Here is an 18,371-nt window from a genome sequence, read left to right on the forward strand (position 1 = left end):
CTTCTCCGGGTACGGCTTTCGGGGAGGAATCGGGGATGACCAGCACTGCGACGGCCCCGGGTCCCACGGCGCCCGCGCCGGGACCCCCACCGCCGCCACCACCGGACGGCCGCGACCGCGCCGGGGGCCGCAGTGGCCTCCTCGGCCTGCTGGACCTGCCGGGCCAAGCGGTGCGCGCGATCATCCGGTCCGCCGCGAGCACGCCGGGCCGGCTCACCGTGATCGCCGTCGGGCTGGTGCTGCTGGCTCTCGTCGCCGGGCTGGTCGCGACGCTTTCGGTGCAGGACCGTGACGACACGATCAGCGGCGTCATCGACCACCGCGAGCCGCTCGCCGCCGCGGCGCAGCAGGTCTACAAGTCGCTCTCGGACGCCGACGCGACCGCGGCGAGCGCGTTCCTGTCGATCGGCACCGAGCCGCCCGAGCTTCGCTCGCGCTACGAGCGTGACATCGCCGAAGCCGGCGCCGCGCTCGCGAAGGCCGCTTCCGACTCCTCCGACGTCGCCGGCGCGGCCGGTCCGGTCGACGTCCTCAACCAGTCGCTGCCGGTCTACACCGGGCTCGTCGAGACGGCCCGCGCGAACAACCGCCTCGGCTACCCGGTCGGCGCCTCCTACCTGCGCGAGGCGTCCGAGCTGATGCGCGCGAAGATCCTGCCCGCCGCGCAGGACCTCTACCGCGTCGACACCGAGCGGCTGGTCGAAGAGCAGGACAGCGCCACCGGCTTCCCGTGGCTCGCCACGATCCTCGTGCTCGCGTTGCTCGCCGCGCTGATCGTGGCCCAGGTCTACCTGACCCGGCGCACGAACCGGCTGCTCAACGTCGGGCTCGTCGTCGCGACGGCCGCCGTCGTCGTGTCGCTGCTGTGGGGCGCGGTCGCGCTGGTCGTACAGGGCAGCCTGGTCGGCAACGGCCAGGACGACGGTTCGCACCGCGTCGACGTCCTCGTCCGCGCGCGGATCGCCGCGCTGCAGGCCCGCGCCGACGAAACGCTGACGCTGGTCGCCCGCGGTGACGGCGCGGCGTACGAGAAGGACTTCGGTACCAACGCGGCCCAGCTGGTCGGCCCGGACGGTCAGGGCGGCCTGCTCGCCGAAGCCCGTGGCCTGATCCAGGACGGCGACGGCGCCGCGAAGGTCGCCGACGCGACGAAGGCCGCGGAAGACTGGATGAAGGCGCACAAGCAGGTGCGCGACCAGGACAACGCCGGGCTGTACCAGGAAGCCGTCGACGCCGCGGTCCTCGAGGACAAGACCGACGGCTCGGCCCCGGCCTTCCGGCGGCTCGACGACAGCCTCCAGGCGGCGATCGACGTCGGCAGGCAGGAGTTCCTCGACGACACCCACGGTGGCGAGGCCGCGCTGACGCTGCTCGCGCCCGGCCTGGCCGTGCTCGCCGTGGTCGCCGCGGCGGGTGTCACCATGGGGATCCGGGAGCGACTGAGGGAGTACCGGTGAGCAGGCGGGGGAACACGGTCCGGGCGGGTGCGCTGGCGGTCGCCGCGCTGATGCTGGCGGCCTGCGGGAGCCCCGGGAAGCCGGTCGACCCGGCCCCGGTGAGCAACGCGGCCTGGCCGCAGCCCGCGCACGTCGGCGGCCCCGACTCGTCGGCCGGCGGCGCCACCGACACCAGCTGCGACCCCCTGGTCAGCCTCGCGCCGAACGGGACCGGCGTCCCCGACGGCTCGACCATGGCGAAGATCAAGGAACGCGGCAAGCTGATCGCCGGCGTCGACCAGACGACCTACCTGTTCGGCTTCCGCAACCCCACGACGGGCAACCTCGAGGGCTTCGACATCGACATGGTCAACGAGATCGCGCGGTCGATCTTCGGCTCGCCGGAGGGGCGCGTGCAGTTCCGCGCGATCACGTCGGGGCAGCGTGAGGACGTCCTGGAAGAGCACCAGGTCGACATCGTGGTCCGGACCTACAGCATCACCTGCTCGCGCAAGAAGAACGTCCAGTTCTCGTCCGTCTACTACAAGGCGGGGCAGCGGATCCTGGTCACCAAGGAGTCGAAGGTGACCAAGCTGGCCGACCTCACCGGCAAGCGGGTGTGCGCGGCGAAGAAGTCGACGTCCGCGGCGAAGATCGCGACGGACCCGTCGAAGCCGGTGCCGATCTCGGTGGACAACTGGTCGGACTGCCTGGTGATGCTCCAGCAGGGCCAGGTCGACGCCGTCTCGACCGACGACACGATCCTCGCCGGGATGGCCGCGCAGGATCCGACGCTGAAGGTGGTCGGCGACCAGTTCACCGAGGAGAACTACGGCATCGGCGTGCCGAAGGACAACGAGGACATGGTCAGGTACGTCAACGCCGTGCTGGACAAGATCCGCAACAGCGACGCGTGGCAGAACAGCTACCGCCGCTGGGTGGAGCCCTCGCTCGGCCCGGCGTCGCCGCCGTCGCCGCAGTACAAGTGAACCGGTCGCGACTAGGATCGATCTCCGTACGTCGCCGGGGATCTGGGAGGTAGCAGTGTCGGAGGAGCCGCGCCGTCCTCGGCACGCCGCACCGGATGACGAGCAGCAGGTGGCGCCGCCGAGCTGGCAGCCGCCGCCACCGGTGCGGTGGGAGACGCCGGAGCCGTCGATCTCGGGCCGCCTCGACGACGGTGAGCCGCCCCGGGGCGAAGAGACCGTCTTCCACGCGCCCGTCCGGCGCCCGCCGACGCCGCCGCGCGGCCAGCCGACGGCTGTGCGCGGGACGCTCCCGGGCGCGGACGATCCGACCCGCCCGCCGGGCAGCATGAACCCCGTCACGCCGCCGGTCCAGCCGACGCAGGCGATCCGCCCGGACCCGAACGCGCCGCAGCCGACGAGCGTGCTCGCCGCCCCGGCGCCGGAGACGCAGAGCATCATGCCGCCGGCGCCGCGGCCGGACGCGGGCCCGGGCACGCCGCTGCCCGACCCGGGTACGGAAAGCGTCCTGCCCGAACGCACCAGCGAAGGCCGGCACACCGGCACCGGGACCGGCTCGGGAACCGGCAGCGGCTCGGGCTCCGGCTCCGGCGCGTTCCCAGGTACCGGCCGGCGGACGTCGTCACGGACGTCCCGCTCCCGCCGCGGCCGGCTCGGCGCCGGGCTCGTCGAAGTGCCGGCGGTGCCCTCGCGCGACCCCGCGTCCGCGGTGCTGACGAACCCGATGGTGTCGGAGGAAAAGCGCTTCTGCAGCAAGTGCAGCGCGAAGGTCGGCCGGGGCAAGGACGGGAAACCCGCTGCGGCGGAAGGAAAGTGCGAGAACTGCGGGACGCCGTTCTCGTTCGTGCCGAAGCTGCAGCCGAACGAGCTCGTCGGCGGCCAGTACGAGGTCCTCGGCGCGCTCGCCTACGGCGGCCTGGGCTGGATCTACCTGGCGCAGGACCACAACGTCAGCGACCGCTGGGTCGTCCTCAAAGGACTGATCGACACCGGTGACCAGACGGCGATGGCGGCCGCGGCCAACGAGCAGCGGTTCCTCGCCGAGGTCGAGCACCCGAACATCGTCAAGATCCACAACTTCGTGCAGCACCCGGACGCCCACAGCGGGACGACCGTCGGCTACATCGTCATGGAGTACGTCGGCGGCCAGTCGCTGCGGCAGCTCGCGCTCGCGCACCACCGCGAGAGCCGCCGCCCGGAACCGCTGCCGATCGGCCAGGTCATCGCGTACGGGCTGGAAATCCTGCCCGCGCTCGGGTACCTGCACAGCCAGAACCTGCTCTACTGCGACCTCAAGCCGGACAACGTGATCCAGACCAACGAGCAGCTGAAGCTGATCGACCTGGGCGCGGTCCGGCGGATGGACGACTACGAGAGCCCGCTGTTCTTCACCACCGGCTACAGCGCGCCGGAGCTGGCGAAGCAGGGCGCGTCGGTGGCGTCGGACCTGTTCACCGTCGGGCGCACGCTCGCGGTGCTGAGCTTCGAGTTCACCGGCTACACCAGCAAGTTCAAGACGACGCTGCCCGGCCCGGACGCGGTGCCGCTGTTCGCGCTCTTCGGTTCGTACTACCGGTTCCTGCGGCGCGCGACGCACGCCGACCCGGACCGGCGGTTCCTCTCCGCCGAGGAGATGGGCGACCAGCTGACCGGCGTGCTGCGCGAGATCATGGCGCTCGGCACCGGCAAGCCGCGGCCCGGCGCGTCGACGGTGTTCGGTCCGGAGAGCCGCACGTTCGGCGTGCAGCTGGTGGTGCCGGAGGCCGGCCGGAGCGTGCCGCTGCCCGGCGCGGACGAGGTCGTCGCCGGCCTGCCGATCCCGCAGGTCGACACGGACGACCCGGCGGCGGGCGTGCTCGCCACGACCACCGCGCTCGAGCCGCGTGGCGCCATCGAGGCGCTGGCCGGCGCGCCGCGCGAGTCGATCGAGGTGCGGCTGCGGATCGTGCGCGCCCGGATCGAGCTGGGCGAGCTGGCCGAGGCGCAACGGCAGTTGCAGGCCGGGCAGTACCTGGCGATCAAGAACGGCTTCCCGCACGACTGGCGGATCGACTGGTACCGCGGCCTGATCGAGCTGGCGGGCGGCCGGTCACGGGTCGCGCAGGTCGCGTTCGAATCCGTGTACGACGACCTGCCGGGCGAGGTCGCGCCGAAGCTCGCGCTGGGGATCAGCGCCGAGGGCGTCGGCGACTACTTCGCCGCCGCGCGGTTCTACGAGCTGGTCTGGCGGACCGACCGCACGTACGTCAGCGCGGCGTTCGGCCTCGCACGGGTGTACCTCGCGCAGGGCGCGCGCAACAGCGCGGTGGAGGTGCTGGAGACGGTCCCGCCGTCGTCGACGCACTACGTCGACGCGCAGGTCGCGGCTATCAGGATCAAGACCACGGCGACCAAGGCGAACGGCCGCGAGACGCCGGTGACCGAGCACGACCTGGTGGACGCGTCGTCCCGGCTGGAGCGGCTGCGGCTGGACCTCGAACGTCAGACGCGGCTGTCCGCCGGGGTGCTCGAAGCCGCGCACGACTGGATCAAGCAGGGCAAACCCAGCCCGGGCGTGCGGGTGCTGGGGTGTTCGCTGGACGAGCGTGAGCTGCGGCTGGGGCTCGAGCGGTGCTACCGCGCGCTGGCGCGGCTGGCGGGCACGGTCGACGAGCGCGTGAAGCTCGTGGACCGGGCGAACGCCATCCGCCCCCGCACCCTGACGTGACCGCACTTTCACGTGAAAGTGCGGCCCGCAGGTCGGACCTTTCACGTGAAAGTGCGGTCAGGGGTTGATCTCCCAGTCGCGGTCTTCGCGCTGACGCTGCTGGTTCTTCTCGTGCTGCGCCGCCAGCTTCTCCAGCGCCTGGGAGTCGCCGTGCGTGCTGAAGTGCTCGAAGCCCACGACGATGAACAGCGCCCGCGCGCTCACCGCGATCGGGCCGTCCTCCGCGTCGAGGCGGCCGTCGGCGCTGACGTAGATCTTGCGGCCCGCGATGCCGTCCAGCCGGGCCTCGATGAACAGCGTCGAGCCGACCGGGACCGGGCGGCGGAAGTCCGTCTCGAGCTTGCCGGTCACCGCCGGCCGGCGCATCAGGTTGCCGACCGTCGACCCGAGGGCCTCGTCGAACGCGCAGGCCAGCAGGCCGCCGTGGGCCAGCCCGGGGGCGCCCTGGTGGGCCGCCGTCACGGTGAACCGCGAGTGGATGACCTGGCCTTCGCCGACCGTCGAGCGCAGGTGCAGCCCGGCGTCGGCCTCGTCGCCGCAGCCGAAGCACTCGCTGAAGTGGACGCCGACCTCGGTACCCGGCGCCGGCGCCTTCGGGTGCGGGACCGCGGGCTCCACGGCCACCGGCGGCCAGGGTTGAGAAACACGACTCATGCGCTGACGTTAACTCGCCGGTAGCCGCCCGGCGCGCCCGACCCGGGCCGTAATCAGGCAACGTATACCTCTCGGTAGCCGGAAAGTTCCTCACCGTAGAGATTTCTCGGCTCAGCCTGCCGACCTGCGTCGATCCGGCAAGACTGAAGAGATGAGCTTGAACGGCCCTAAGGGCACTGCACGGAGGAGGTCGTCGCCGGCATGAGCGAAGAAGCAGCAACGACGGGCAAACCGTCAGTGGACGAGAGAACCGTCAAGCGCGCCGTGTGGGCGTCCGCGATGGGCAACGCCACCGAGTGGTACGACTACGGTGTCTTCACCTCGGGCGCGATCGCCGTCAGCATCGGCACGCAGTTCTTCCCCGGTGAAGGCAACGCGGTGCTCAAGTCGCTGGCGCTGCTCGCGGTCGGGTTCATCGTGCGGCCGTTCGGCGGGGCGTTCTTCGGTCCGCTCGGCGACAAGATCGGCCGCAAGCGGGTCCTCGCCGTCACCATCCTGCTGATGTCCGGGTGCACGTTCCTGGTCGGCGTCCTGCCGACGTACTCCGGCGGCTACAGCATGGGCATCGCGGCGCCGATCGCGATCCTGCTGCTCCGGATCATCCAGGGCTTCTCCACCGGTGGTGAGTACGGCGGAGCGGCGACGTTCATCGCCGAGTACTCGCCGACGAAACGCCGTGGCTTCTTCGGCAGCTTCCTGGAGCTGGGCACGCTGGGCGGCTACGTGCTCGGCAACCTCGTGGTGCTCTCCGTGACGCTCTCCCTGTCGGCCGACCAGGTCGACGCGTGGGGCTGGCGGATCCCGTTCTTCGTCGCGCTGCCGCTCGGCCTGATCGGGCTCTACCTGCGGAACAAGCTCGAGGACACCCCCGAGTTCCGCCGGATGGAGGCCGCGGGCGAGGCACCGAAGAAGGCGCCGCTCAAGGAGATCTTCACCCGCAACTGGCGGATGATCCTCAACCTGGTCGGCATCGTGCTGCTGCTGAACGTCGCGGACTACCTGCTGCTGACCACGATGCCGACGTACTTCACGGAAACGCTGAAGATCAACGACAACACTTCGACGTTGATCATCATCGCGGTCGAGGTCATCCAGATGGCGATCATCATCCCGCTCGGCGCGCTGTCCGACAAGATCGGCCGGAAACCGCTGCTGCTCACCGCGGCCATCGGGTTCCTGGTGCTGAGCTGGCCGTCTCTCAAGCTGATGCAGTCCGGCAGCATCTTCTGGCTCTTCGTCGGGTTCCTGATCGTGGCGATCCTGCTGGTGCTGATGCTCGCGGTGATCGGCTCGACGTTCCCGGCGATGTTCCCGACCCGCGTCCGGTACGGCTCGTTCGCGATCGGCTACAACGTCTCGACGTCGCTGTTCGGCGGCACCTGCGGTGTCATCGTGACGGCGTTGATCCAGAGCACCGGAAACCCGGACTGGCCGGCGTACTACCTGATGGCCGCGGCGCTGATCGCGATCATCCCGATCATCAAGATCCCGGAGACGTCGCAGGTGCCGATGGACCAGATCGAGGCCGAGGGCAGCGGCGGCAAGCTGACCTCCGCGGCCGCTCAGCGCTGAGCGGCCGCCGAAAACACGTGTGCCCCGTCCGGATCACCGGGCGGGGCACACGTGCGTCGCAGGTCAGCTGGCGTCGCTCCGAGGAGCGAAGCGCTTGCGGGACCAAGCGGCGAGCGCGCCCGCGACAATGACAGCGATTCCGGTTTCGACGATGAGTGCGGCGAACACCATGTGCTTCCTCCTCGGGTTCTCGGGCCGGCGGCTGAGCGTCCGGCTGAGCAGTTGTCCGGCGTCCGATCGGAACACCACAGGGCATATCGCCACGACCCGGCTCGGTATTTCGTCGGAAACCCACCTTGCGACGGTGATCTACGCCACGTCCCTGACCTGCGGAAACGATTAGCGCGACGTGGTCGCTACCGGTGCTTTCGCGCTCGTCTCCGTCGGGTTCGCCGAGGGCGGCGACGTCGGCCGCTCCACCTTCCGGGTGGACGGGGTCGGCATCGTCGTCTTCGTCGCGCGCGACGGCGACCGGCCCGGCTGGGCCTCGGGCGGCGGCGGGACCGAGGTCGCCGGGACCTCGGTGGGCGACAGGGGGCTGGGAGCGGTGGTGCCGACCGTGGACAGCCCCGGCGGATCGGCGGGCTGCACGGGGTCGGGCGGCCCGGCGCGGTGACCGGCCAGGAAACCGGCCACCGCGAGGATCACCGCCGTCGCCGTCGAGGTGCCGGCCATCGCCCAGCGCTTGCGTCGGCGCCGGACCCGGCCGCCGCGCTCGATCACGTCGGTGGCTTCGAGGCGCATCGGCGGCTGAGTGCCACCGGCCGCGCCGGTCAGGAACGCGCGGACGTCGTCTTCGGGGTCCATGTTCGTCACCTCCCCTCCGTGGTCGCGCTGAAGGTCAGCGCGTAGTGCGGGCCGAGCCGGTTGCGCAGCGTCGCCAGGCCCCGGGAGGCCTGGCTCTTCACCGTGCCGGCGCTGCAGCCGAGGGCCTGCGCCGTCTCCTCGACGCTCAGGTCCTCGAAGTACCGCAGCACCAGCACGGCGCGCTGCTTGGGGGCCAGTACGGCCAGCGCCTGCCGGACCAGCATGTCCTGGTCGCTCCCGGTGGTTTCCGCCGGGAGCTCCGGCGGGGCGTCGGTGAGCCGCTCCCGTTTCCACCTGCTGCGCCGGTGCTCGGCGAGGAACGTGCGCAGCACGACCTTGCGGGCGTAGGCGTCCAAGGCGTCGTGGCGCGACAGCCTCGGCCAGGCGAGGTAGAGCTTGAGCAGCGCGGCCTGCGTGAGGTCCTCGGCTTGGTGCCAGTCGCCGCAGAGCAGGAAGGCGGTGGACCGCAGGCTGTGCGCGCGCTCGCCGAAGTACCGGGCGAACTCGCCGTCCCACGGCGAGCCCGGCCCGGTCGACGGACGGGAGCGGGAGATCACCGAACTACCGGGTCACCTCGATGGCCGGCAGGTGCAGGTCACCGGTCGGCCCGGCGGGCACGGCGACGGGGACGCGCTGCGGACGCGCGGACGGCGCCTTCGTCGCCTCACGCGGCGGCGCGGGCACGGCGGTCGGCGCCTTGGTCGGCTTGCGGCTGGTGGTCGGCATCGCGGACGGCGGCTCGGTGGGCCGGGTCGTCGCGGTCGGTGCCGGCGGCTGCGCCTCCGAAGCCAGCGCGATGCCACCGGTCAGGGCACCACCGGCGAGCACGAGAGCGCCGAGGGAAAGGGCGATACGGATACGCAAGACAGCTCCTCTTCTCGCGGGCGCGGCCGTCGATCGCCGCGCCTCTGCCCTTAGTCATGCGATGGGTGGCCGCCGGGGTTGCATCGAGTTCCGGCCGATCTTGAAGACGTTCGGGGCGGCGTTCGGTGGCCCGCGAAACGCGAACGGCCGGGAAGCCCGCGAGGGACTTCCCGGCCGCCCGGTGTGCGTGAAGAGACTCAGCCGGCCAGTGCCGACAGCTTCTGCCAGCCCGCCCAGTCGTACGTCCAGTCGCTGTAGTCGCCGTCCTTGGCGCTCAGCGTCTGCGTGCTTCCGGTGATCTCGACCGGGTCGCCCGTGAGCACGCCGTCGTAGTACTCCTTGGCCCGCGCCGGCGACAGGTTCAGGCAGCCGTGCGAGACGTTCTTCTTGCCCTGCGCCCAGACCGAGGCCGCCAGGCCGTGGATGAACTCGCCGTTGTTGGAGATCCGGACCGCCCACGGCACCACGACGTTCTCGTAGTGGTACTTCGGGTTGCTCATCGCGTAGGTGGACTGCTTGCCCATCACGACGTGCACGCCGCTGTGGGTGACGCGGCCCGGGTCGGAGTCGAGGCCGTAGCTCACCGGGTAGTCGGCGATCTGCTGGCCGTCGCGGATCACCTGCATCGTGTGCTGCGTGGTGTTGCCCTTGACGATCTGCGAGCGGCCGATGGTGAAGCTGGCCGACACGTCCTGCTTGCCGTAGGTGCCTTCGCCGATCTTGACGCCGTAGATCTTGGCGTTGACCTTCACCGTGGTGCCCGGCTTGTAGTACTCCTTGGGCCGCCAGTGCACCGAGGTGTCGCCGTCCGTCCAGCCCCACGAGCCTTCGGTCTTCGGCGTGGTCTCGACCGAAAGCGCCTTCTCGACGGAAGTCTTGTCCGTGACGCGGCTCGGGAAGGACAGCGCGATCGGCATCGCGATGCCGTACGTCTGCCCGTCGCCGACGTTCAGGCTGGCCGACGTCTGGCGCTTCGGCTTCACCGTGGTGAACGCGCCGCCGATCGGCACGTTCTTGCCGTCTGCGCCCTGCGCCTGGCCGGACCAGGTGTAGGTCTTGCCGTAGCCGAGCTGTTCGGTGGTGTTCCAGCTCTTCTTGTCCGCCGACGTCTGGCCCTGGACCTGCTTGCCGTCCGGGTTGGTCAGCGTGACCGAGACGATCGTGCCGCTGTCGACCTTGACCTCGACGGGTTCGCCGGGCGGCACGTCCTGCGCGCCGCCGGCCGGCGTCACCGTCAGCTTCGCCGGCTGCGCGGTCGGCGCGGGTGCGGAAGTCGGGCCCCCGCCCGATGTCCCGCTCGCCGACACCGTCGGTTCACTGCTGCACGCCCCCAGCGTGAGCACGGCTACCAAGCCCAATGCCACAGCAGCGCCCCGGCGCCGCGTGGAAGTCCTCACCGTCAACCCATTCCCCTTTGCCCCTTTGGTGCTTCCCCTCATCGAGACGTCTCGCGGACCTGCGACGTTGAGCAAGAGTCGCGTGACGAAGGTCACAACTGCTTGCCCACGCTGCTTCACAGAGGGGGCACGAGTGACTCCGAGCCGTATCCGGTGATCACGGTGTCGCTGTGCTGCGCAAGACTAACCGGTGGGTCCGACAGAACGTGGCGGGAGCCCTACGACGTTCCGGTGACCTTGGCCCGGGCAGGCGTTTTTCGCCTCGATCACGGGGTTCAACTTTGGCCAGATCCCGGTAGTCTGCTCTCAGGCCGTCGTTTTGCGTGTTCGTGGCTTCACACTCGCGGAACTTCTGACGCGAGCCATGGAGCCGAACCGCTCTTGACTCGTCTCGTTGGAACCGCCCGGGACGGTCGGGGTGCCGCTTCGGTGGCATTCGAAGCGGATCTGTGTAACGAGGAGTACAGCGGTGGCGCAAGGCACTGTGAAGTGGTTCAACGCGGAGAAGGGCTTCGGCTTCATCGCGCAGGACGGCGGCGAAGGCGACGTGTTCGTTCACTACTCGGAGATCGAGGGCCGCGGTTTCCGCACCCTCGAGGAGAACCAGCGAGTGGAGTTCGAGGTCGGCCAGGGACAGAAGGGCCCGCAGGCCCAGAAGGTCCGCGCGATCTGAGACAGGCCCTTTAGCGTTGTCTTAAGGCCTGAGCGAAGGGCCCCCGGTTGCTGCCGGGGGCCCTTTCTCATGCTTGTTCGAGTTCAGCGTCGTCCGACGGCCGGCGCGTCGAAGGCGTCGGCGGGGAAGTGGAACTCGTCGGTGAGATCGGTGAGGTCGCCGACCTGCTGCCGCTGGTCCTGCAGCGAGGCTGCCTGACCTTCCCAGTTGAGCCGCTCGAGGATCCATTCCTGAGCGAGCACCTGGGGCGAGATGTCCCGATCGGCGGCGATGTCCTTCAGCTGCTGGTTGGCGATGAGGCTCATCCGCAGCTGAATGACCTGGGCTTCCCCGAACCGCTTACCGGTCCCGGTGCTTTCGTTGTCGGCATCGGGGGCCAGGGCGGCAAGGTAGGAGGTGAGTTCCTTGTCCTCGACAACACCATCATCCGCAGGCTTAGCGGCACCACGATGGCGTCCGGAGGACGCGGCTTTGAGGTTCGTCCGGCTGCTCAAGCGGCCAAGGGAGGGAAGAGGCACGCCAGCCACGATAACGGTTAGGTCTCACCCCGCAAACCACTGTGAGCTACGACACGCTGAGGACTTTCCCCATTCAGCCCAACCGCCACCCATTCAGCCCAACCCACCATGAACACAACGCAACCCCCCACTAACCCAACGAGTCGATCACAAGAGGCGAGGGGCCTTGCGCGGGAGCGGGTAGCGCCAACGGCACAGGACGGGGACAACGCCAGGGCGGCAGTCGGCCACAAGGAGGTAGGGGAGGGGGCACGCCAGGGGGTCGGTAGGGGTCAGGGGGCGGCGGCAACGCGCAGGGGGGCCAGCTGGGGGCGGGAAGGCGGGTTGCCGGGGTCGGCACGTAGCCGCAGGAGTGGGGGAGGGCGGGGCGCGCGGGAGCAGGGGGGCGGCAGGGCGGACGGAGGTGGGGAGGCGGCAGCTGGAAGCGGTGCGCGGGGCAAGTGGCTAGGGACTTGTATCGAAGTCGAGCTGAGCAGGAGTTGGTGTTGCCGCGGCAGGCGAGGGGCTCTGCCGGGGCGGCAGCGGAGGAAGGGTCGGCGAGGGGGCGGGGAGGGGAAGGGAAGGCTGCGCGGGGAGAAGGGAGTGTCGGCAGGGCGGCCGGAGGGGCCAGGGGCCGAAGTTGGCAGCAGGGCGGCAGGGCGGCAGGGCAGAGGGCAGCAGGGCAGAGGGCAGCGGGCAGCGGGCTGGCGGCAGGAGAGCTAGGGCGCACGGGGGCGGCGGTAGGCAGCAGAAAGGAGGAAGAAGGGGCCGGCCAGGAGGGCTGCACAGAGAAAGGCACGCCAGCGCCAGTCATCTGGCGGCAGAGCGAGCGGAGGGGCGGGCGGCAGCTACCGGCAGGAGAGGCAGCGCCGAAGCCGCCAGCGGACCACGAACCGGGACGTGGGGGGAGAGCCGGAGGCCGCCAGCGGACCACGAAACGGGACCTGGAGGGGCGCCGGAGCCGCAGGCGGACCCCGAACCGGGACGTGGAGGGGCGCGGGAGCCGCCGGCGGACCACGAAACGGGACCTGGAGTGGCGCCGGAGCCGCAGGCGGACCACGAAACGGGACCTGGAGGAGCGCCGGAGGCCGCACGGCGAGAAAGAGTGCGCGAGAGCCCGGCACCTAGCGGAAGGGGATGAAGGGACGAGGCGCCAGAACCGGCGGGCAGCCAGACAGCGCCAGGGCCGCCAGCCAACCGCAGAACGGGACGTGGAGGGGAGAACCGGAGGCCGCACGGGGAGAAGCGGCGCGCGAGCGCCTGGCGGCCAGCGGCAAAGGTCGGAGGCGGGAGGCCAGTGGCCGCACGCCGAGCCAGGAGCAAACCTGAGGGGGAGGGCGCGCCAGCGTCCGAACCCGGAGACGGCCGCCAGGGCGCACAGCGCCCGAAGCGAAACCCAGCCACGCTGGAAGCCGAACCAGAGGCACCGTGGGGGGTCCGGGGGGCTCGGCCCCCCGGGTAATACGCCGAAATGAACTGGGGAGCGAAGGGCGAAGCCCGAAGCACCCCAGAAAATGGAGGACCCCCGCGCCAGGGGGAGGAACGCGGGGGTCGGAGGGGATCTCCACAGGCGCTGACCGGGGGTGTGTCAGCACTTCGATTGTTGCACGAGTTCCCCTTCTGGGCGAGTGGAGAGCGGGAAATTTCCGCGCCTCGTGTCACTTCCGGGCCAGGTGACCGTCGTTCGGGTGGTCCCCTTCTCTCTCCGTGCTGATTGCGCTGCGTTGAGCGGAGCGTGGCCTCAGGTTCACTCTCCGGGGGGCTGTGTGTGGCGGCCGGTGCTGGTTAGCCTCGCGGCCAAGCTGTTGTGAGCCGTATGGAGGGGCTATGAGCGGGTCTGTTGAAGTGCGGCAGTTCCTCCTTCGGTACGAAGGTGCCGATGGGGGGAGTGCTCCGTTCGCCGGGGGGTTGCCGGCGCAGCGGAGTGGGGCCGCGGATGCGCAGCGGGTGTCGGATGATCAGGTTCGGCGGGCTCGGCTGGCGGTGGCGAACGGTGCGCTGGGGGTCGAGGACTGCGCGCAGCTGCTGGAGATGCTGGGCTTGAACCTCGATGACGACGGGCAAGCGCCGGTTCAGCGCTGAGTGGGGGTGGGCCGGTGGGTCCGGTCGGCGGTGTGAGTGGCCGCCGGGCCCGTCCGGTGATGTTCGTGCTGGTTGTCGCCGCTTTCGGTGAGTGATTCGCGAGGCTGTCCGGGTTGCTTGACGCGGGTTTAGTAACAGTGTTACGTTTGCCGAGTCGAAAGGGGACGGTCATGACGACGATCGAAGGTGCGGCGGGATTGGCGAACCGGATTCGGGCGGTGGTCCAGGTGCTGGGTGGCAGGTTCATGACGTCGCCGGAACTGGCGGCGGTCGAGGCGGAGGTGGGGTTGCCGCCGCGTTCGCTGTACGTGCGGGGGCGCTCGGCCGTGCTCGGGGACGTCCCGCCGAAGGTGGCCGCGGAGCTGTTCGGGATCTTCCCGCACTGGCTGTTCGACTTCGTCCTGCCGCCGGCGACAGCGGCCTTGGACGCGCCCGCCGCCGTTTGCGCCTACGCGGAGTCATCGGCTCGCTGGTCGCGCGTCAGCCTTTCGGCCGTATCGGAGCCCGGCCGTCTGGCGGAGCTGCTGTTCCGCGTCGTCGACGCCGCGGACGCGAGCGGGCTGGCCCTGTTCGCCGGCTGGAAGAACGCGTCGCGCCCCCTGGAGGACGTCGAACGGCTCGGGTTCGCGCTGATGGTCTTCCGCGAGCTGCGCGGCGGCCTGCACTTCGCGGCGCTGCGGGCGATGGGACTGTCGGTGCCGGAGGCGGTGATCGCCGACCCGGAGGGCGGCCGCGAGCGGCTGCTGCGCACGGCGTGGCCGGCGGAGGCGGCCGACGAGCTGGTGGCGGCGGCTTCGCGGAAGCCGGATCTGCGCGACCGCTGGCAGCGCGCGGAGTCCTTGACGGACGATCGGATCGACGAGCTTCTGACGTCGGCGCTGACGTCCACGGAGCAGGCGGAGCTCGAAAGCCGCCTGGCTGGGCTGTTTGCGCAGGTCTCGGCGTCGCCGGGGGCTTAAGGGAACCCCCGTGCAAAGCGGTGGCGGCGTGCCCTATGCTTGTAATCGCTCCCGGGGGGACCTGAGAGCGCGGTCGGTCGGTCACCCGAAACCGGCCGGGCTCCCATCGTCCAGCGGCCTAGGACTCCGCCCTTTCAAGGCGGCAACGCGGGTTCGAATCCCGTTGGGAGTACGTAGTACCGTAGTAAACGCAAGAAAGCAGTATGCAAGGCCCTGTGGCGCAGTTGGTTAGCGCGTCGCCCTGTCACGGCGAAGGTCGCGGGTTCGAGTCCCGTCAGGGTCGCAAGATCGTTCGGCTCCTTGCCGGCGTTCCCGGCCAGGTAGCTCAGTTGGTACGAGCGTCCGCCTGAAAAGCGGAAGGTCGCCGGTTCGACCCCGGCCCTGGCCACCGCATCTACCTGCGTAAACAGCCACCACCCCGATCGGGGTGGTGGCTGTTTCGTCTCTCAGGTGTCCAAATAGGTGCCCAATGGGTGCCTCACGCGGCCTTCCAGAAGTAGTCGTTGAGCTGTCCGGCGACGTCGTGGCGGAGCGCCTCCGTCACGTGCTGGTAGCGCTTCTTCATGCTCTCCGTGGACCAGCCCATCATCTGCATGACGACGCGAGGGTCCACACCGAGCAGCAGCAGCACCGTGGCGGCGGTGTGGCGCGCGTCATGCAGCCGGGCCGGCCGCACCTTCACTTCGGCGAGCAGCTCGCACCATGTGCCGTAGTCGGCCCTCGGGTCGATCGGCCTGCCGTTGGGCTGAGTGAACATCCACCCCCCTTCGTGCCACTCGCTGCCCGCGTGCTCTCGGGCGCGCTGTTGCTGCTCCTCGTGGCGCTCGATCAGGCCGAAAGATCTGCGGTTACCAAGGCGTCTAGGACTGGATTGTCGGCGAACGGGAATTCGCCCAGTTGTGCACTCATCCCTCGCTCTGCTGCCTCGAAGCGAGCGCCGGAATGGTGTGCCACGAGGTTCACGATATCTGCCGGTCAGCCGAGGTCTCGGAGGTGTCGCGCGCCGTCGAGAGGGTGGAACTTCGTCAGGCCGATCTCGGGGGCGTAGCCAATGTCATGTAGCCACGCTGCCGCTACCAGATGCTCCGTCTGGTCCGGCTGCACGGCGCTGGTCAGTTCGCCTGCGCGTGCTGCCACGGCTTGCACATGCGACCAGCGGCGCCCGAGCGGGCTAACGAGCTGCTCCGCAAGGCGCGCGGCGTCCTCAACTAATGTTGCCATGGCTCCGACTCTCGTGCATCGCATAGGCCAACGCATGCCTCGCGGCGTGTGGCCATCGAACCGATGCCAGTGCGGTTCCGGTCATAGCCGCACCGACGCTGCGTACTCCGGCATCCCGGGTGCGAGGGGTTGCAAGCCTCGTTTGCTGGTTAAAAAGGAGGCTCATCGTCCTCTGGCTTCTCCTCTGGAGACTCTTCCTTTTCAGTACCATTGGCATTCGCATAGTTGCTGCGAAGCCAGTCTAATGCCTCCGACCTCTGTCGCCCAAACCACTGCCTCTGGCCAAGGCGTGGCAATTTGAATACGAGGTAAGTATTCCCCTTCAGCGAGAGAATGAGTTTCATCCTCTCGCTCCATTTAAAGGTGTCCCCTCCGCCTGTGAAGAGCCAAACCCCTGGCATCTCGTGCCACCATGAGTCGGCGTGCGATTTGACCATTTCCAAAACTAGATCTTCCTGGGTATCGTTTAAGCCGTCAGATATAAGTACAAAAACATCTGCGTCTTCCAGGGTGTCCATCTCAGGCATCGCTGTTATCTGCGCCTTCGTCTGGGGTGACGGTCGGAAAATCCTCAGGAAGTGCGCGTCCGAGGTGGCCAGGAGGAGGGGAGTCGGCCACCACGCCGCTCTCTGCAATTACCACTTTTCGCTCCCCTGCCATGTCATTCCCTAGCACCATTACTCGGCTTATTTCGGCATATTCACTACCGCTTACTTGTCCGAGCATCAGATTTGCTGGATGTTTTATGTTTATATACAGAACGCTAATTATCGTCAAGACGATCAGAAATCCTGAGAACCCCAGAACCCATGGGATACAGGCGACATATGTGTCCGTCGTCGCCAATGTTGTAACGATGCCCACTGTGCCGGTCAGGATAATCCCTAGAACTGAGGCGTAGAATCCCAGGACATTCCGAGGGCTGGTCGTACTCCGCTGTGCCACCTGTCGTGTAAGCTCGCCGGCCGCCATCGTCCCCCTCAGCTCCAATGATGTGGCATGGAGCTTACTGGGCAGTCAGCGGAGGCGCTCGTGTGCTCGGAACCCCCTCCTGAGGCTGCTGCCGTCAGGTCCATTGCCCTGGTGTCGGCCGTCTCAGCCCTGCTCAGTCGGATGACGCGGCTGCGTTGCATTGCATGCGCCTGTTGCGTGCCCAGTGAGGGTTCCAGTCGTAGGGGGTCGTCGGAGGTCGAGCCCGTGCGTGTAGCACCTCTGACCTGCGCGAATTGTGTCCGCGAACGGCCGTGAACGCACGACCCGAGACCTGAAAAGCGGAAGGTCGCCGGTTCGACCCCGGCCCTGGCCACCGCTACGAAAACCGCCCCGAGTGTTCGGGGCGGTTTTTTCGTGTGTGGACTGCGGTGGGGCCATCGGGTCGGACCTGCCATGACCGGCGAAGCCGGCCGGTGACGAGACTGCCCCGACCGCTCGGAGCGGCTTTTCGTCGGTGGGGCCGGGCAAGATTCCCGGTGTGACGCCGAACCCCTGGGACGCGGAAGCCGCGACCTTCGACGACGAGCCCGACCACGGCCTCAAGGACCCCGCGGTCCGCGCGGCCTGGGCGGAGCTCCTCCTGCCGCTCATGCCCGCCGCGAAAACGAAAGTCGTCGACCTCGGGTGTGGCACCGGCAGCCTCGCCGTCCTCCTGGCCGAAGCCGGGCATGACGTCCGCGGGATCGACCTCTCGAGCCGCATGCTCGACGTCGCCAGGCGGAAAGCCGCAGGCCTGGACATCGACTTCCGGCAAGGCGACGCCGCCGATCCGCCCACCACCGAGACCTACGACGTCGTCCTCGTGCGGCACGTTCTCTGGGCCATGCCCGATCCGCACGCCGCCCTGGCGAACTGGGTGCGGCTGCTCGAGCCCCACGGACGGCTCGTCCTCGTCGAAGGTCGCTGGTTCACCGGCGCCGGGCTCACGCAACGCGAATGCGAGACGCTCGTGGGAGCGCACCGTGAAGAGACCGAAGTCCGCCGGCTCGACGACCCCGCCTTGTGGGGCAAGGAAATCGACGACGAACGGTACCTCCTCGTCAGCCGGCGCTAGGCCGAACGAGTGAACCGCGAAAGCCCGTGTCCGGTCCTCGCACCCGGCACCGACCACCCGGCGAAAGGCAGCCCACCCGGGGCCGCCGCCCACACCGGGGAGCCGACGTGCGATACCTCCTTACCCTCCACATGAACCCGACCCTCTGGGCCACCCTCACCGACGACCAGAAGAACGGCGTCTACGAAGGTCACGGCGCCTTCATCAAGCACGTCACCGAAACCGGCGAGATGGTCGAGACCAAAGCCCTCGCCGAGCCCGCCGAAACCAAGACCGTGCGCGTCCAGGACGGCGTGACCCAGGTCCAGGAGAGCGCCTTCGTCGAGTCGGAGGCCTTCCTCTGCGGCTACTACGTCGTCGACGTCGAAACCGAAGCACGCGCCGTCGAGCTCGCCGCGATGATCCCCGACGCGCAGTACACCGCCGTCGAGGCGCGGAAGATCATCCACGAGGGTTGACCTCGATCAAG

General features: G+C 69.2%; 19 protein-coding genes and 3 tRNA genes. 12 read left to right on the plus strand and 10 right to left on the minus strand.

Annotation, left to right across the window (positions count from 1 at the left end; all coding sequences use genetic code 11):
• Positions 1-35 precede the first annotated feature (35 nt).
• From QQ657_RS24600 to QQ657_RS24610, 3 genes are read left to right on the plus strand one after another with little or no spacing between them, the layout of a single operon-like run.
• Complete coding sequence (locus QQ657_RS24600) at positions 36-1,457, plus strand: GlnX family signal transduction membrane protein (RefSeq protein ID WP_284744586.1); 1,422 nt, start codon at positions 36-38, stop codon at positions 1,455-1,457.
• Between the two features lie 50 nt (positions 1,458-1,507).
• Complete coding sequence (locus QQ657_RS24605) at positions 1,508-2,425, plus strand: glutamate ABC transporter substrate-binding protein (RefSeq protein WP_284744618.1); 918 nt, start codon at positions 1,508-1,510, stop codon at positions 2,423-2,425.
• 55 nt (positions 2,426-2,480) lie between these two features.
• Complete coding sequence (locus tag QQ657_RS24610; RefSeq protein WP_284744587.1) at positions 2,481-5,129, plus strand: serine/threonine-protein kinase; 2,649 nt, start codon at positions 2,481-2,483, stop codon at positions 5,127-5,129.
• A 57-nt stretch (positions 5,130-5,186) separates the two neighbouring features.
• Here the strand turns inward: QQ657_RS24610 and QQ657_RS24615 are convergent, their stop codons facing one another.
• Positions 5,187-5,783, minus strand: a complete 597-nt coding sequence (locus QQ657_RS24615; RefSeq protein ID WP_284744588.1) for a PaaI family thioesterase — start codon at positions 5,781-5,783, stop codon at positions 5,187-5,189.
• A 237-nt stretch (positions 5,784-6,020) separates the two neighbouring features.
• On the opposite strand from QQ657_RS24615, the gene QQ657_RS24620 reads away from it, so the two are divergent.
• Positions 6,021-7,355, plus strand: a complete 1,335-nt coding sequence (locus tag QQ657_RS24620) for an MFS transporter (protein ID WP_284744619.1) — start codon at positions 6,021-6,023, stop codon at positions 7,353-7,355.
• Between the two features lie 339 nt (positions 7,356-7,694).
• Here QQ657_RS24620 and QQ657_RS24625 read toward each other — a convergent pair whose 3' ends face one another.
• From QQ657_RS24625 to QQ657_RS24640, 4 genes are all read right to left on the minus strand, one after another.
• A complete protein-coding gene (locus tag QQ657_RS24625) occupies positions 7,695-8,162 on the minus strand; it encodes a hypothetical protein (protein WP_284744589.1) in 468 nt (155 codons plus the stop codon).
• 5 nt (positions 8,163-8,167) lie between these two features.
• Positions 8,168-8,719, minus strand: coding sequence for a SigE family RNA polymerase sigma factor (locus tag QQ657_RS24630; RefSeq protein WP_284744590.1), 552 nt, complete (start codon positions 8,717-8,719; stop codon positions 8,168-8,170).
• A gap of 4 nt (positions 8,720-8,723) precedes the next feature.
• Positions 8,724-9,026: a hypothetical protein gene (locus QQ657_RS24635; protein WP_284744591.1), complete on the minus strand. Its 303-nt coding sequence runs from the start codon at positions 9,024-9,026 to the stop codon at positions 8,724-8,726.
• A gap of 197 nt (positions 9,027-9,223) precedes the next feature.
• The gene (locus QQ657_RS24640) at positions 9,224-10,465 is read right to left on the minus strand and encodes a L,D-transpeptidase (protein WP_284744592.1); all 1,242 of its coding nucleotides are present in this window, start codon (positions 10,463-10,465) and stop codon (positions 9,224-9,226) included.
• A gap of 427 nt (positions 10,466-10,892) precedes the next feature.
• Between QQ657_RS24640 and QQ657_RS24645 the strand changes: the two genes are divergently transcribed.
• Positions 10,893-11,096 (plus strand): cold-shock protein, encoded by a 204-nt coding sequence (locus tag QQ657_RS24645; protein ID WP_003097368.1) that lies wholly within the window; start codon positions 10,893-10,895, stop codon positions 11,094-11,096.
• An 83-nt stretch (positions 11,097-11,179) separates the two neighbouring features.
• Here QQ657_RS24645 and QQ657_RS24650 read toward each other — a convergent pair whose 3' ends face one another.
• Positions 11,180-11,614, minus strand: coding sequence for a hypothetical protein (locus QQ657_RS24650; protein WP_284744593.1), 435 nt, complete (start codon positions 11,612-11,614; stop codon positions 11,180-11,182).
• Between the two features lie 1,806 nt (positions 11,615-13,420).
• Between QQ657_RS24650 and QQ657_RS24655 the strand changes: the two genes are divergently transcribed.
• The 5 genes from QQ657_RS24655 (at position 13,421) to QQ657_RS24675 (ending at position 15,022) form a co-directional block, all read left to right on the plus strand.
• A complete protein-coding gene (locus QQ657_RS24655) occupies positions 13,421-13,675 on the plus strand; it encodes a hypothetical protein (protein ID WP_284744594.1) in 255 nt (84 codons plus the stop codon).
• A gap of 170 nt (positions 13,676-13,845) precedes the next feature.
• A complete protein-coding gene (locus QQ657_RS24660; RefSeq protein ID WP_284744595.1) occupies positions 13,846-14,634 on the plus strand; it encodes an SCO6745 family protein in 789 nt (262 codons plus the stop codon).
• Between the two features lie 99 nt (positions 14,635-14,733).
• Positions 14,734-14,806: transfer RNA gene (locus tag QQ657_RS24665), tRNA-Glu, on the plus strand.
• Between the two features lie 37 nt (positions 14,807-14,843).
• A tRNA-Asp gene (locus QQ657_RS24670) sits at positions 14,844-14,917 on the plus strand.
• A gap of 31 nt (positions 14,918-14,948) precedes the next feature.
• Positions 14,949-15,022 (plus strand) — tRNA-Phe (locus QQ657_RS24675).
• Between the two features lie 90 nt (positions 15,023-15,112).
• Here QQ657_RS24675 and QQ657_RS24680 read toward each other — a convergent pair.
• The 4 genes from QQ657_RS24680 to QQ657_RS24695 all read right to left on the minus strand — a co-directional run bounded on the left by QQ657_RS24680 (position 15,113) and on the right by QQ657_RS24695 (position 16,827).
• A complete protein-coding gene (locus QQ657_RS24680; protein ID WP_491047357.1) occupies positions 15,113-15,613 on the minus strand; it encodes a tyrosine-type recombinase/integrase in 501 nt (166 codons plus the stop codon).
• Entirely contained in the window at positions 15,610-15,891 is a 282-nt protein-coding gene (locus QQ657_RS24685; RefSeq protein ID WP_350310700.1) for an HDOD domain-containing protein, read from the minus strand. Before QQ657_RS24685 ends, QQ657_RS24680 begins: the two co-directional genes overlap by 4 nt.
• A 113-nt stretch (positions 15,892-16,004) precedes the next feature.
• The gene (locus QQ657_RS24690; protein ID WP_284744597.1) at positions 16,005-16,373 is read right to left on the minus strand and encodes a hypothetical protein; all 369 of its coding nucleotides are present in this window, start codon (positions 16,371-16,373) and stop codon (positions 16,005-16,007) included.
• 1 nt (position 16,374) lies between these two features.
• Positions 16,375-16,827 (minus strand): hypothetical protein, encoded by a 453-nt coding sequence (locus tag QQ657_RS24695; protein ID WP_284744598.1) that lies wholly within the window; start codon positions 16,825-16,827, stop codon positions 16,375-16,377.
• A 499-nt stretch (positions 16,828-17,326) separates the two neighbouring features.
• Here QQ657_RS24695 and QQ657_RS24700 point away from each other — a divergent pair, with 499 nt between their 5' ends.
• Both QQ657_RS24700 and QQ657_RS24705 read left to right on the plus strand, forming a co-directional pair.
• Positions 17,327-17,902 carry a class I SAM-dependent methyltransferase gene (locus QQ657_RS24700; protein WP_284744599.1) on the plus strand — a complete coding sequence of 192 codons (576 nt, stop codon included), beginning with the start codon at positions 17,327-17,329 and terminating at the stop codon, positions 17,900-17,902.
• 107 nt (positions 17,903-18,009) lie between these two features.
• On the plus strand, positions 18,010-18,360 hold the full coding sequence (locus QQ657_RS24705) for a YciI family protein (RefSeq protein WP_284744600.1): 351 nt from the start codon (positions 18,010-18,012) through the stop codon (positions 18,358-18,360).
• Positions 18,361-18,371: the final 11 nt, after the last annotated feature.

The sequence above is a fragment of the Amycolatopsis ponsaeliensis genome, assembly GCF_030182635.1.
GTDB lineage: Bacteria > Actinomycetota > Actinomycetes > Mycobacteriales > Pseudonocardiaceae > Amycolatopsis > Amycolatopsis ponsaeliensis.